The 13616-nt window shown below is 68.9% G+C and carries 14 protein-coding genes; 5 read left to right on the top strand and 9 right to left on the bottom strand.

Annotated features, from left to right (window positions below):
* Window positions 1-71 precede the first annotated feature (71 nt).
* Window positions 72-1688, bottom strand: coding sequence for an ABC transporter substrate-binding protein (locus MFF30_RS10400; protein ID WP_373320879.1), 1617 nt, complete (start codon window positions 1686-1688; stop codon window positions 72-74).
* A gap of 259 nt (window positions 1689-1947) precedes the next feature.
* Window positions 1948-4254 (bottom strand): TonB-dependent receptor family protein, encoded by a 2307-nt coding sequence (locus tag MFF30_RS10395; protein ID WP_238279280.1) that lies wholly within the window; start codon window positions 4252-4254, stop codon window positions 1948-1950.
* Between the two features lie 345 nt (window positions 4255-4599).
* Here MFF30_RS10395 and MFF30_RS10390 point away from each other — a divergent pair, with 345 nt between their 5' ends.
* Window positions 4600-5139, top strand: a complete 540-nt coding sequence (locus MFF30_RS10390) for a TetR family transcriptional regulator (protein ID WP_238279278.1) — start codon at window positions 4600-4602, stop codon at window positions 5137-5139.
* 90 nt (window positions 5140-5229) lie between these two features.
* Here the strand turns inward: MFF30_RS10390 and MFF30_RS10385 are convergent, their stop codons facing one another.
* The 3 genes from MFF30_RS10385 to MFF30_RS10375 all read right to left on the bottom strand — a co-directional run bounded on the left by MFF30_RS10385 (window position 5230) and on the right by MFF30_RS10375 (window position 7964).
* The gene (locus MFF30_RS10385; protein ID WP_238279277.1) at window positions 5230-5568 is read right to left on the bottom strand and encodes a hypothetical protein; all 339 of its coding nucleotides are present in this window, start codon (window positions 5566-5568) and stop codon (window positions 5230-5232) included.
* A gap of 211 nt (window positions 5569-5779) precedes the next feature.
* Window positions 5780-6544: an alpha/beta fold hydrolase gene (locus MFF30_RS10380; protein WP_238279276.1), complete on the bottom strand. Its 765-nt coding sequence runs from the start codon at window positions 6542-6544 to the stop codon at window positions 5780-5782.
* Between the two features lie 151 nt (window positions 6545-6695).
* Window positions 6696-7964: an outer membrane beta-barrel protein gene (locus MFF30_RS10375; RefSeq protein WP_238279275.1), complete on the bottom strand. Its 1269-nt coding sequence runs from the start codon at window positions 7962-7964 to the stop codon at window positions 6696-6698.
* Between the two features lie 307 nt (window positions 7965-8271).
* On the opposite strand from MFF30_RS10375, the gene MFF30_RS10370 reads away from it, so the two are divergent.
* Window positions 8272-9102: an FkbM family methyltransferase gene (locus MFF30_RS10370; protein ID WP_238279273.1), complete on the top strand. Its 831-nt coding sequence runs from the start codon at window positions 8272-8274 to the stop codon at window positions 9100-9102.
* Here the strand turns inward: MFF30_RS10370 and MFF30_RS10365 are convergent.
* The gene (locus MFF30_RS10365) at window positions 9097-9630 is read right to left on the bottom strand and encodes an MAPEG family protein (RefSeq protein ID WP_238279272.1); all 534 of its coding nucleotides are present in this window, start codon (window positions 9628-9630) and stop codon (window positions 9097-9099) included. The two genes, MFF30_RS10370 and MFF30_RS10365, sit on opposite strands and share 6 nt — an antisense overlap.
* 54 nt (window positions 9631-9684) lie before the next feature.
* Window positions 9685-10392 carry a DNA/RNA nuclease SfsA gene (gene sfsA / locus MFF30_RS10360; protein WP_238279271.1) on the bottom strand — a complete coding sequence of 236 codons (708 nt, stop codon included), beginning with the start codon at window positions 10390-10392 and terminating at the stop codon, window positions 9685-9687.
* 168 nt (window positions 10393-10560) lie between these two features.
* Here sfsA and MFF30_RS10355 point away from each other — a divergent pair, with 168 nt between their 5' ends.
* The gene (locus tag MFF30_RS10355; protein WP_238279270.1) at window positions 10561-11415 is read left to right on the top strand and encodes a DUF937 domain-containing protein; all 855 of its coding nucleotides are present in this window, start codon (window positions 10561-10563) and stop codon (window positions 11413-11415) included.
* Window positions 11416-11534: 119 nt separating this feature from the next.
* Here MFF30_RS10355 and MFF30_RS10350 read toward each other — a convergent pair whose 3' ends face one another.
* Together MFF30_RS10350 and MFF30_RS10345 are read right to left on the bottom strand one after the other, a co-directional pair.
* A complete protein-coding gene (locus MFF30_RS10350) occupies window positions 11535-11699 on the bottom strand; it encodes a Flp family type IVb pilin (RefSeq protein WP_238279269.1) in 165 nt (54 codons plus the stop codon).
* Window positions 11700-11985: 286 nt separating this feature from the next.
* Window positions 11986-12321, bottom strand: a complete 336-nt coding sequence (locus tag MFF30_RS10345) for a DUF3072 domain-containing protein (RefSeq protein WP_238279268.1) — start codon at window positions 12319-12321, stop codon at window positions 11986-11988.
* Between the two features lie 252 nt (window positions 12322-12573).
* Here MFF30_RS10345 and MFF30_RS10340 point away from each other — a divergent pair, with 252 nt between their 5' ends.
* Together MFF30_RS10340 and MFF30_RS10335 are read left to right on the top strand one after the other, a co-directional pair.
* On the top strand, window positions 12574-13083 hold the full coding sequence (locus MFF30_RS10340) for a MarR family winged helix-turn-helix transcriptional regulator (RefSeq protein WP_238279266.1): 510 nt from the start codon (window positions 12574-12576) through the stop codon (window positions 13081-13083).
* Window positions 13083-13616 (top strand): response regulator transcription factor (locus MFF30_RS10335; protein ID WP_238279265.1); only part of this gene is annotated, 534 nt, incomplete at its 3' end. The genes MFF30_RS10340 and MFF30_RS10335, both read left to right, overlap by 1 nt.

The raw sequence follows: 13616 nt of genomic DNA, 5'->3' as shown, positions 1-13616 counted from the left end.
GCGCGAAGTCTGAACACGACCACCGCGAGGGGGAGGGTTCGTGCGCGCGTACATTCGCATCACCCGCTCCGTCACTTGCCCATCGAGATCGGCGAGAAGTCCTGGAACCAGTTCTGCGCCTGCACGAAGCCCTTCACCTTGGGGCTCATGGCGCGCGGGTTGGTGTCGTGGGCCACCATCAGGAACAGCGCGTCGTTCACGTATTTCTCGTGGACCTTCTCCAGGACCTTGGTCTGCTCGGCCGGGTCGAAGGTGGTGCGGACCTGATCGAAGAGCTTGTCCATCTCGGGGTCGCAGTAATGGCCCCAGTTGGTGCCGTTGGGCGCGGCGAGGTTGCACTGAAGGTGCCGGATGAAGCCCGTGAAGGGGTCCTGGATGAAGTAGGAGAAGTTCATCCCCGTCGCCTTGCGCGACATGTCGGACTTCGCGCCCGCGCGCCACAGGTTGATGAGCGTGTTCCACTCGACCACCTCGAACTCGACCTTGATGCCGACATCCGCGAGGTTCTGCTGGATGAACTCGTTCATCGGCAGGGGCTGCATCTGGCCCGAGCCCGAGGGCGCGATCAGGATCTTGGTGACGATGGGCTTGTTGGGGCCGTAGCCGGCTTCCGCCAGCAGCTTCTTGGCGGCCTCCGCGTCGTAGGTCGGCTTGAAAGTCGGGTTGCCGAACCAAGCCGAGCCCGGCGGCATGAAGCCCTGCGCGGGGATCATCAGGCCGTTGAGCAACTCCTTCATGCCCTCGCGGTCGACGGCAAGGTTGGCCGCCTTGCGCACGCGGATGTCGTTCCAGGGCGAGCCCTCGGCGCGGGAGAGGTGCCAGGTCCAGTTGTGCGGGTAGGCGTTGGTGACGATGCCGAAGCCGGCCGCCTTGAGGGAGGCCACCGCGTCCGGCGGGGGCGCCTCGATCCAGTCGACCTGGCCGGAGCGGAGTGCGGCCACGCGGGCATTGGCCTCGGGGAGCGGCACGAGCACGAGCTTGTCGAGCTTCGGCACCCGGGCCTTGTCCCAGTACTCCTTGTTGGGCGCCATCTCGGCGCGCTCGCGCGGGGCGAACAGGGTCAGCTTCCACGGGCCGGTGCCGGCCGGATTCTTGGCGAAGGCGTCCCAGCTTTTTCCGACCTTCTCCCACTGGCCGGGCGACGAGATCATGATCCAGGCGATCTGGTAGGGTAGCGTCGCGTCGGGGTTCTTGGTGATCACCTCGAGGGTGTTCGGATCCACGGCCCGGTAGCTCGCCACCGCCGGGATGCGCGAGCGCCCCTGGGCCGACTGGCGCGGGTCGAATTGCGGCGCATCGGTCTTCAGGAGCTTGTCGAGGTTCCACACCACCGACTCAGCGGTGAAGGGCGAGCCGTCGTGGAAGGTCACGCCCTCGCGCAGCTTGAAGGTCCACCGGGTGTTGTCGGCGGGATCGACGGTCCAGCTCGTGGCGAGGCCCGGCGCCAGCACGGAGGGCTTGGTTGCCGAGGACAGGTCCCAGTTGATGAGCCCGTCATAGACCGTGTAGCCCGTGAACCGCATGCCCTCGCCGCCATTGTCGGCCTGCCCCGTGGTGAGCGGGATGTCCGAGGCCGTCATGCCGATCTTGAGCACGCCCTGGGCAAAGGCAGCGGGCATCATCGCGCCCGACACCAAGGCGGCGGCGAGGAGGCGGCGGGTCGACCAACGCGAAATTGCAGTGAACATTCGGGACCGGGTTCCTCGTGAAGGGCGCGCGCCCTGATGAGGCCGTGAATGCAATCCCCCGGCCAGATCGAGAATCCGTGCACACCGACCCCCTTGGACCGGCGTGGCGAAGCCTCCGCCTCGATCGGCGCTGAGCCAAACGGGTTCTCTTTGCATATTTTATAGGCAATTAGGGTCTGGCCGCCGATGCGGTCCCTCACCCGCCGTCGACAGTGATGACGTTCTGGGCAATCGAGGGCCGCCCACGAAATCGGGCCGATCAGAACGAGAGCTTCAGCCCGCCCACGACGTTGCGCGGCGCCCCCGGCAGGATGGAGCCGGTGGTGGCGGAGAGGATCGCGGCGTCGTTCGGCAGGCCGGTCGCGCGGTTCAGGGCGCTGGAGAGGGTCTGGGCCGAGGCCACGTAGGTCAGGTCGAGGAGGTTGCGCACCTCGACATAAAGACTGAGGCGCTTGGCGTAGCCGCCGCTGAGCGCCGTGACGTAGTGCAGGTTGGCGTTCAGGATCGCGTAGCCCGGAACCCGAACCTGGTTGCCGTTGTCGATGAAGATCCTGTCCTGGGCCACGGCTTCCACGAAGCCGCCGAGCCCGTCGAGGGCGCCGCCGACCTGATCGTATCCGATCCGCGCCAGCAGCTGATGGGCCGGCACGCCCGGAATCGCCTTGCCGGCGCGGTCGACGCTGGCGGTGAGGGAGCCGGCGCTGAGCTGCTCCGAGAAGCGGGTGTAGACCTGGTCGTCGAACGTATAGGCGAGCACGCCGCGCCAGCCCGGCGCGAAGGCCCAGTCGGCCCCGACCTCGACGCCCCGGTGCTCGGAGGCCGGCACGTTGATGAAGGAACTCAGGCGCCCGCCCCCTGCGGATTGCGACACGAGTTCGTTGCGGAAGAACTCCCGGAAGGTCGTGACGCTGACGCGCAGGGTCCCGTCCGGGCTCCAGTCGGCCCCGAGGTCGAAGCCGAGGTTCTCCTGGGTCTGGAGCGCGGTGTTGTTGCCCGGCAGGCCGGAGGCGGTGACGAACAGCGTATTGCCGCTCGGAGTCGCGTAGCCGGTCGCGGCCCGGGCGCGGAACGCCCATTCGGCGCTCGGGCGGTAGACCAGGGCGGCCTCCGGCGCGACGTTGTGGAAGTCGCGCCGGGCATCGGTCAGCGTGGTCGTCCGCCCGGCCTGCGCATACGTGTAGGCGAGGTTGCGGCCCGTGATGGCGGTGGCGGTCGCGCTGAGGCCCAGCACCCCGGTCCATCGGTCCGAGAAGGCGATTTCGGCGCGGGCCCGGCCGCCGAGATTGGATTGGTCGCTCTGCTGCTCGCCGATGAGCGCGCCCAGCGCCGGCCCGGTGCCCAGCGCCCGGTTGAAGGTGGCGACGCGGGAATCGAGGGTCTCGCCGATGAGCGCCACGTAGCCGACCACCGGCAAGCCGAAGACGTCGCCGCGCCGGGTCAGGTCCGTGAGGGCTGCGATGGACGGGGCGGAGCCCAGGAAGGCCGCGGTGTAGAAGCGCTGGTCGAAGTTGCGGTCGTCGAAGCCGACCTGGGCGCGCCAGGTCGTCTGCGCGTCGATGTCGTGCTCCAGGCGCGCGGCCACGACGGTGCGGGGGTCGTTGCGCCCGAAGGCGGCCTGTGCCGCCGTGACCGGTACGGTCTCCCCGAAGGCGCCGTTGCGGAAGACGTTCGTCAGGGTGCAGCCGGGGGCGGCCGTGGCGGCGGTGCTGCAGCCGCGCTGGTAGGGGTTGATCCGGAACTGGTCGAGGGAGGCGCGCGCCGGCACATCGGTCTGAAGCGCGTTGTTGATGACCTTCAGGGTCAGGCGCGTGTCCGGGCTCGGCGTGTAGCTCGCCAGCAGGTTGATGAGTTGCGAGTCGTAGGCGCTGTTCTGTTGGAAGCCATCGGCGCGGACGTCGCTCGCAAACAGGCTGACCTCGAACGGGCCGCTGACGCCGCCCACGGTGAAGTAGTTGCTGAGGTAGCCGAAGCTGCCCGCGTCGGTGCCGATCTCGTAGCCGCCGATCTCGCGGCCGGTGCGGGTGCGGAAGGCCAGCGCTCCGCCGGTGGCGTAGTTGCCGAACAGGGCCGATTGCGGCCCGCGGAACACGTCGATGCGGCCGTAGGCGCGTGGGTCCACGAGGTCGAAGCGCGAGACGCCGTCGGCCTGGGTCAGGATGAACCCGTCCTCCAGCACGACCATGTTGCGCAGAACGGCCGTGGCCCGCGCGTTGTTGCCCCGGATCGAGACCACGACGTCCCGTCCGCCGTTGCCTTGGCGCACGGTCACCCCGGGACTGTCGAGGAGGACCGCGCCGATCGTGGTGGCCGGCCGGTCCGCGATGGTGCCGGCGCGCCCGACCGTGTGCACCACCTGGCCGACCGGGTTCTCGATGACGCTCGGGGCCGAGCCCGGTGGCGCCGCGATACCGAACGGCACCCCGGCCTCCGTGCCGCGCACGGAGATCTCGTCCAACGCGATGCCGCCGCCCGCTTCCTGGGCCGCCACGGCGCCGGGGCGCAGGGTGAGTCCGGTGTTCAGGGCAGCGAGCGTCAGCGCCAGACCCGCACCAACCCTTCCTGGCATGCCCGGGCGCTGGCGCGCGGGCCGCCGTGCCGATCCAAGGGGTAGGCTGCGCTTCATCGAACAGCTTTCGCGGTGGCGCCGGGCCACTGGATCGCGCGCGTCCGGCCCAAGTCGCTCAACCACCGGAAAGTGCTACGACATTTGCCCTGGCCCCTTCATCACGGGATCGCGAGCGGGACGCCGCGCGCGTGGAATTCCCGGCGCTGTGGCGCCCGGACGTCAGGCCGGGAGGTGCGCCGCCCGGGCGCGATCGAGCCGCGCCGGGCCAGGCCCCTGGCCCGGCGCCCTGTCTTGAATGACGGTCCGCATCTATATGATGGTCGGCCGCACAGGAGGGCCAGCGTCATGCCGAGGGTTTCGCAGGAGCAGGCCAAGCGCAACCGCCAGCGCGTCGTCGCGGTGGCCGCGACGCTGTTTCGCGAGCGCGGCCTGCACGGCGTCGGCGTCGCCGACATCATGGGCGCCGCCGGCCTGACCCATGGCGGCTTCTACGGCCAGTTCGCCAGCAAGGAGGCGCTCGCCGCCGAGGCCTTCGACAGCGCGCTGGCCGAGGAGCGGCGCGGGGCGCTGGACGCGCTGATCGCGAACTACCTCTCGGTGGAGCACGTGAGGACCCCCGGACAGGGTTGCCCCCTCGCGGCGCTGGCCAACGACGTCGCGCGCGAGGCGCGGGGCAGCCCGCTCCGCGCCCGGTTCACGCAGGGCGTGCGGGGCCTCGCCGACCTCCTCGCGGACCTCACGAAGGGCGCGCGCGAGCGCCGCCGGCAGCGGGCCCTGGCCAACCTCGCCACCCTCGTGGGCGCCGTCATCCTCGCCCGCGGGGTCGACGACGACGCGCTGGCGGAAGAACTGCTCCACGCCGCCCGGGCCGCGGCCACCGCCTGAGCGCGGGCGCCGGCCCTCAGATGTCGGTCGAGGCGAGGGTCTGCGAGCCCTCCAGGACGTGTCCGAGCTGTTCGGGGGCCGGGCGCTTCGTCAGGTCTGGCGCGGGGCCTGCCAGCGCCGGAGGCTCCAGGTGGCCGCCCGCTGGCCGCGCGGGTGCCGTTGGAGGGCGCGCGGAGGTCCCTCCAGCAGGTCCAGGGGCGGCGGCTCCGGCCGTTCCGGCGGGATGATCTCCACACGGATCCTGCGCGGGGCCGCCCGCCGCGCTGGCCGGGCTTCCGGAAGAAACCAGAAGCCCCCGAAGCCGAACAGGCAGGTCGAGGCGATGCCGATCGCCCACCAGTTCGGTGCATCCTGGATCATCAGCACCACGAGCCCGGCAACGGCGCAGGCCGCGGCGAGACTCCTGTTCGTGATCCGATCCGAAGACATGCCCTACGGTCGGGGAACACCGTTTCCCATCCCGTGAAGACATCGCGTCAACTTGTCTGCACCGACAGTTTGTTCACGGCTCTTAAAAATCGTCTTGGCAGACAATCCGAGCACGGTTCGCGTCCGTCCCAGCGCGCGCATGCGACGCCGTGCGAGCGGCAACTCTCGCACGAAGCCGAAGGGATCGCCGGGAGGAGGTCTCAGGCGCCCCTCAGGGCCGCTTGGCCAGGAAGTCGAGGACGCCCGCCCGGTGCCCCCGGTCACCCACCGCCGTGCTGTGGTCGCGGTTGGGCAGTTCGAGGGAGGTGGCGTTCGGCAGGAGGGCGGCCAGCGCCGGGCCTGAGCCCGAGACCGTGTCGAGGGTGCCGACCGTGACGAGGACCGGCATCTCGATTTGCGCGACCTCGGCCCGCGACAGGGCTTGGCGCGAGCCGCGCATGCAGGCGGCCAGCGCCCGCAGGTCGCTCTTCGTCTGCTCCGCGAAGGTGCGGAAGGCGGCGGCCGTCGGGTTCGGCGCGGGGGCGCCGGGCTCAGCCTCCAGGGCCTCGGCGATGCCGTCGGGCAGGCCCCTGCCCTCGACGAGGTGCAGACCGAGGCCTCCGAGCAGAACCGAGCGCACCCGCTCCGGCGCGTCGAGGGCGAGGAAGGCGGAGATGCGCGCGCCCATCGAGTAGCCCATCACGTCGGCCCGTTCGATGCCGAGGTGGTCGAGGAGGCGGCGCGCGTCCTGCGCCATGATGTCGGAGCCGTAGGCGTCCGGATCGTAGAGCTTCTGGCTCTCGCCATGTCCCCGGTTGTCGAGGGCGACGACCCGATACCCGGCCTGCGTCAGGGTCCGGACCCAGAGCGTGTTGACCCAGTTCACCGCGTGGTTGGAGGCGAAACCGTGGATCAGCAGGATCGGGTCGCCCGATCCGCCCTCGGGGGCCGCGTCGATATACGCGATGGCGACGCCGTCGGAATCGAAGGTCTGCATGGGCTCGGGCCTTATCGGTCTGGGCATGGTGCCTGCCTCATTGGACCGCCCGTCGCCCCGACGGAAGCCCCGGGGTGACGCGTGAGCACAAATGAAAGCGGCGGCAGGTTTCCCTGCCGCCGCTCGAAAGCGTCGCCGTTGTCGGACTGGATCAGAAGGTGATGCCGGTCTCGATCATGTAACGCTCCTGCGAGGTCTTCACGCCGTTGCGGCCGAAGCCGGTGCCGACGTTGAACGCGCGATCGACGGTGATGTCGTAAAGCTGCACGGTCGAGAACTCGCCGCGAACGAAGAAGCGGTCGAAGGTGAAGGTCGGGGTGACCGTGAAGGACAGGGCGGAGCTGCCGGGTCCGTAGAGGACGTTCGACTGGAGCGGGAGGCCCGTGCGGCTGTTGCCACTCTGCGCGATGTATTCAAAGCGACCCGCAAGGGCGAAGTTGTCCGTGAAGGCGTAGCTGGCGAGGATCGCGCCACCGAAGGTCTCGGCACCGGCGAGGCCGATGAAATCGTTCCGCTCGACATTGGTGTACTGGACGTACGGCGTCACGATCCAGGGGCCGTCGGCATAGGTGTAGTTCGCGCTGATGATGCTGCTGTTCTGCAGCGTCGCGGGGGTCGCGAACTGGTTGCGCAGGCTGCGGTCCGACAGGTCGAACTTGGTGTAGCTGGAGAAGTGGGTACCGCCGTTGATGCCGATCGTGTTGGCGGAGTCGATCTTGTAGGTGATCGCGCCCGTGACCCAGTTGAGCTCACCCGAGAAGAAGCCATCGGTCGCGGCGAACGAGGCAGCCCACGGGCCGTCCGAGTAGTTCACCTGCACGCCGTGGTTGATCACGTTCTCCTGCGCGAAGAGAAGGCCGCGCGAGATGTTCAGGTTCTGGAAGGTGAAGGGCAGCTCCGAGCCGATCAGGGTCGGCATGCGGCCGCCCTGGACCGACCAGTTGTCGTTGATCACGTACTTGCCGAACACGATCGGAGCGGGCGAGAACAGCAGGTTGGTCTGATCGAAGGCGCTGAAGATCGGCGCGCCCAGGCCCGGGATCGAGTAGGCGCCGAAGGCGGCGTAGAACTGGAAGGCACCATCGGCCTTCTGGATGAAGCCCATCAGGTTCGAGAAGTCGGCGCGCCCGAAGCGATCGGCGGCAATGCCGGGGAGCGCAATGGAAGTCACATTGCTCTGATCGTAGAAGTAGCCCGTGACCGCGCCGCCGACATAGATGTCGCCGAACGCGCCGAGGGTGAGGCAGGCCGGGTTCGGGTTCTGCTTGATGACGCCGCCATAGGCCGGGAACGTGATCTCGGCCTTGCAGGACGCCGGGACCGGAGCCGGGGCCACGGGCGCCTTCAGGTCAGCCGCATAGGCGCATGCCGACGAGAGCAGCAGGGCCGTGAGGGCGAGGAGCGGGCGGTTCATGGTCATCGAGGAACTCTGCGAAGGGGTCGGCGTTACGCCTAAGCTCGCAAAGGTTCCGCGCTGCGGCAAAGCTATCCTTTGTGCATCCGCCTACTTTTAGGGCAGATTAGGGGTGTTCCAAGTGGTTTGGGTCGTGGTGTTGCCACAATGGAACAGACCAGCCGCTGGCGGACGCGCCCTCACCGCTAAGCCGTGAAGCTTATCGAGATCTCTGTTGTGTCGAGCTTCGCCTGAGCGTGGCGTCCATTGCGGACGCGGCCGAATCGGGCCTCGCGCTTGCCGCCATCGCCGCGGGCTGGCATCAGCACCCGCGATGAGAGACTCGCAGCCCTACGGCACCTACGCACCCACCGGCCTCGTCGCGCGTATCGCCGCGCGCACGGGACGCTTGTCCTACGGAAGCTGGGGTGGACGGCGCCTGTCGCTGTTCCTGCGTCGGATCGCGATCAGCCTCCTGCGCGGCCAGCCCCTCGACGTGGAGCGCTACGGGGCGCGCATGCGCCTCTATCCGTACAACAACAACTGCGAGAAGAAGGTGCTCTTCACGCCGCAATTCTTCGATCCCGAGGAGCGCGAACTCCTGCGGGCGAAGCTCGCGCCGGGCTGCACCTTCCTCGACATCGGTGCGAATATCGGGGCTTACGCCCTGTTCGTGGCGGCCTTCGCGGGGCCGCGCGCCCGTATCCTCGCCATCGAGCCCCAGCCGGACGTGTTCCAGCGCCTAGCCTACAACATCGCGCAGAACCCGTTCGGAACGGTCAAGGCCTTGGCTTGCGCGGTCGCCGACAAGGCGGGGGAACTCACCCTGTTCGTCGATCCGCGCAACCGGGGCGAGTCGAGCCTCAAAATTGTCGGCACCAACGAGGGCGCACAGATCCGCGTCCCCGCGGTGACGCTCCTGGATCTCGCCCGCAGCGAGGGCTTCGCGGCCATCGACGCAATGAAGCTCGACGTCGAGGGGGCCGAGGACCTGATCCTCGAGCCCTTCCTGCGTGAAGCGCCGGCCACGCTTCATCCCAGGGTCCTGATCCTGGAGAACGGTACGGACCAGTGGCAGATCGATCTGCCCGCCCTGCTGGAGCAGCACGGCTACCGGCTGATCCGCAAGACCCGCCTGAACCTCATCTTCGAACGCGCCTCATGACAGGCTGGCCACGGCCGAGATGACCAGGGCGGCGAGGCTGGGATAGAAGGTCAGCCCGAAGCCCAGTGCCCGCGCCGCCGCACCCCGGGCGTAGCCGAGCCAGAACAGCAGCCGGCCGGCACAGAACAGGCCCGCCAGCACCGGCACGACGGCCGCGTAGGACGCCAGGGCGGCGGCGACCGCCAGGTGCGCGAACACCGCCAGGGCGGCCTGCTCGCCCGTGTTCGCGAGGATGGCTCTGGCGACCTTGATGCGCGCTCCCTCCGTAGGCGCCGTGGCCGCGCCGATGTCGTCGGGCGATGCGAAGCGCAACCGCGCGACATTCGCGATCGCCGCCGCGAACCAGGCGACCACCACGAGATCGACGCGCAGGGCGAATGCGATCCGCTCGCCCGCACCGGCGAGCGGGGCCGCCGGGCCGGCCATTCCGAAGGCGAGGCCGAGGGCCAGGATGCCGATCAGTCCCGCGAGGACGGCACCCCGCCGTACGCCGCGCTGCTCGCGCAGGAAGGCTTCGTCACGCTCCATGCAACCCCCTCCGGAAACGGGCGCGGGACGACCCCACGCACCGTCCGCGAAACCCTACGCCACCGGGATCGCGTCGGCGACGGTGATGCCGGCGGGGTCGATCCGACAGCGGTAGGCATGCACGGCGACGCCGGCCGCGCGGGCGGCCTGGAACGCTCGGTCGAAGGCTGGATCGAGGTCGCCGGCCGGTGCGAAGCGCTCCGCCCACATCTGCACCACGATGATCACCATTGCGCGCCCGCCCGCCGCCACTACGGCGGCGAGGTCCTCCATGTGGCGCGCGCTCCGGGCGGCGACGCAATCGGGGAACTCGGCGAGGCCCGGCGCGCGCATCAGGTGACAGTTCTTCACCTCCACGTGGCAGGGCGCCGATCCCTCCCCGCCGGCCAGGAAATCCACCCGGCTCGCCCGCCCGTAGCGGACCTCAGGGCGCAGGCTCGTGTAGCCCGTCAGCGCCGGCAGGCTCCCGGCGGCGAAGGCCTCCGCCACCAGGGCGTTCGGGCGCATCGTGTTGATGCCGACCCATTGCGGCCCCCCGGGCAGGTCGGCTTCCACCAGTTCCCAGGAATAGCCGAGCTTGCGCGTCGGGCTCGTCGCGCGCGACAGCAGGGTGCGGGCGCCCGGGGCCAGGAGGCCCAGCATCGCGCCCGGATTCGCGCAATGCGCCGTGACGAGGGTGCCGTCCGCGCATTCCATGTCGGCCAGGAAGCGCTTGTAGCGACGCACGAGGCGCGCCTCGATCAGGGGCGCGGAAAAGCGCATCGACGGCTCCGGGGTCGGTTTTTCGAGGAAGAAACGGGGCGTTCGGGTAAAAGAAAACCCGATTCCGACATTCGTTGACATGGAATCGGGCGCCCATGAGGCGCTCGGGCTGGTCAGTGACCCGCCGATGCGACAGAGTTCGGGGGCGCGTCCGGGCATCCGCCGGGCATGTCGCCGTTCGTCCGCGAGGCCGCCATGTTCAACCTGTTCGATATCCTCCAGGCGCAGGCGGGCGCCAATCTCCAGGGCTTCGGGCCTCAGTTCGGCCTGACGCAGGAGCAGGGCATGCGCGCGATGGAAGCGCTCCTGCCGGCGCTGACGATGGGGTTGCAGCGTAACGCCGCTCACGATCCCATGGGCTTTGCCAAGCTGTTCAATCTCGTGGCCCCCAACCCGCCGACGAAGGCCAAGCCCTTCTTCCAGATGGACAAGCCTTCGCAGCAGATGGACATGCTGGTCGGACAGCTCTTTGGCTCACCCCATCTCAGCCAGGCCGTGCTCCAGCAGGCCGCCGCCGTGAGCGGTGTGGCGACGCCGGCCCTGAAGCAGATGCTCCCGCTGATGGCCGGAATGGTCGTGGCGGGCATCGTCCACGTCATGATCAACCAGGCGCCGGCCCCGGCGCAGCAGAGCCCGGCCCAGACCTTCGGTTTCCCGCCCAACGCCTGGTCGGAGATGATGGAGAGCTTCCTGAGGTCGGGCGGTCCCGCGGCACCCGCCGCCCAGAGCACGCCCGTCCGCAAGCCCTCCGCCCCGCCGCGCCTCGCCGCGGCGGCGAGCCCCAAGACCGCCAAGTCCACCCAGGGGGCCTCCCAGGAGACCTCGCCGGGGGATGCCCCCTTCGAGATGATGCAGCAGATGTTCCAGACCGGCCTGGAGGTGCAGCAAGAGAACGCCCGCGCGATGCAGCGCCTGTTCGACACGTTCTGGCAGGGGGCGAGCGGTACCGATGCCGAACGCTCAGACGCGCCGGCCCCCGGGGGCGGACGCTCCAAGACGGAGGCGGGGCGCAGCGGGCGCTGAGGCGGCAGGCCGTTTCGTTCCGGCCGGCGGCCAGAGCGGAATCTCACCCCGGTACGGTGGTCGCCTGCCTCATGGCGAACTCATCGTCCGGCAGTGTTCCGCTCAGGCGGTGCCATCGTTCAGGAAGTGACGTTGCTGATCTTGCTGCCGATGAACTCGTACATGACATTCATGCGCTCGCCGTAGAGCCGGAGGGCGCCGACGAACGTGAGGAAGGTCAGGGCGGCGATCAATCCATACTCGATGGCCGTCGCGCCGTTGGAATCCGTTCGAAAGCGGGACATGAGCGAACGGGCTCGGGCAGCCCAGTGGCGCTCGGCCTCCCCCGTGGGGCCGCTCGGTTCCCGTCTGTCCATCTTCGCCGATCGTCTCTCGCCGGGGTCGTCCCAGGAAGAGCTTAAGACCGGCTTCGTTGCGGAGGGCTTAAGCCGATCTGCGAAGGCGGTTCGAGACGCGCGATTCGCAGGTCGACGTCACACGTTTCGCATCCCGAACTCTCGCCGACCGCTGCGCTCTTCGTTCCGGGCCGTCTCGGACGATGCCGTAGAGGGCCCGGAACGGTGATGCCGCTCAGGCCTTGCCGGATTCCTTGCGCAGGGCATCGATCCGCTGGGAGGCCTCGGCCTTGTCAATGTCCGGATCGAAGGCCTCGGGGTCCTTGGCCTCCTCCGAGAGGGTCTTGAGATAGGAGGCCTGGGCGCCCGTCATCGGCTCACCGCCGGTGGTCCACTCGCTCGGATCCTTGATCTGGTTCGAGGTGTCCTTCGGGTCGGTCTTCGGGTTGGTCTCGGCGGCGTCCGCCCGATTCGCGGCAGACTGGGCTTTGGAGGTGTCGCTCTTCGAAGTCTGAGCTTGGGAAGTCTGAGCCTTGGAAGTCTGAGCCTTGGAAGTCTGGGTGTTCGCCACGATGGAAATCCTCTTGTTCCCGAATTGTTCTGGAAACGCGGGGCTCCAGGGTGGGTTCCGGCGCGAGCCTTCCGCTGCAGAGTCGTCCCCGTGGCAGGGTGTCCCAGGGTCTCGGGGGCTGGGAATTAGGCGACTGGAAAGGGATCGGCGGTGGCCAAACGGCGCCGATGGCTTGACGGCTCCCGGCGCGACTGAAACATGTCAACAACACTGACGTAATTCCAGGCCGCTCCCGACGTGACAGCCCGCGCGATGCCCGATGCCGATTTCGAGGACCCGGCCCTGACCGGCGGGTCAGGCGACGACCTCATCGAGTTGCTGTTCTTCGCCTACCGGGATTTCGTCGGCGACCCGGACCGGATCCTGGCGCAGTACGGCTTCGGGCGGGCGCATCACCGGGTGCTGCATTTCGTGGACCGCTATCCGGGCCTCACGATCGCCGAACTCCTGGATATTCTGCGCATCACGAAGCAGAGTCTCAACCGGGTGCTCAAGGACTTGATCGAGCAGGACTACATCACCCAGAAGACCGGCACGAACGACCGCCGCCAGCGGCTCCTGTTCTGTACGGCCGCCGGCACGGTGCTGGCGGGCGATCTCATCCGGGTGCAGAGCCGGCGGGTGGCGCGCGCCCTCGCGGACGCCGAGGCCGGGCACACGGCGCAGCCCTCGGCCGAGAGCTTCCTGTTCGGGATGATCGAGCCCGACGCCCGGGCGGCCGTGCGCCGGTTGATGGCGCGGCGCGTCCGGAGCGCCGCCTGATGGCGTCACCGAGCCCCCGGGGGAGCACGGAGCTTCCCGATCACGCCCCCCACATCCTGGTGGTGGACGACGACCGCCGGGTGCGCGAACTGCTGGCGCGTTTCCTCTTCGAGCAGGGCTTCCGCGTCACCTCGGCCGGTAACGTACCGGAGGCCCGCACCAAGGCGCAGTGCTTCGTGTTCGACGCCCTCGTACTCGACGTGATGATGCCCGGCGAGAGCGGCTTCGACTATGCGCGCGAGGTGCGCAAATCCTCCCGGGTGCCCATCCTGATGCTCACCGCGCGCTCGAACCCCAACGATCGGGTCATGGGCCTGGAGATCGGCGCCGACGACTACCTGCCCAAGCCCTTCGAGCCGCGCGAGCTCATCCTGCGGCTCTCCAACATCATCAAGCGCCGCAGCCCGGGCGGCGAAGGGCAGGCCGTCGGCCACGACACCGTGACCTTCGGGCCGTTCTCCTACCGGATCGACCGGGGCGAGTTACGCCGCGCGGACGAGACCATTCGCATCACCGAGCGCGAGCGCGAGATC

The sequence above is a fragment of the Methylobacterium goesingense genome, assembly GCF_022179225.1.
GTDB classification, from domain to species: Bacteria; Pseudomonadota; Alphaproteobacteria; order Rhizobiales; family Beijerinckiaceae; genus Methylobacterium; species Methylobacterium goesingense.
The sequence above is the reverse complement of the archived record's forward strand: the minus strand, read 5'-3'. Positions and strand labels throughout refer to the sequence as shown.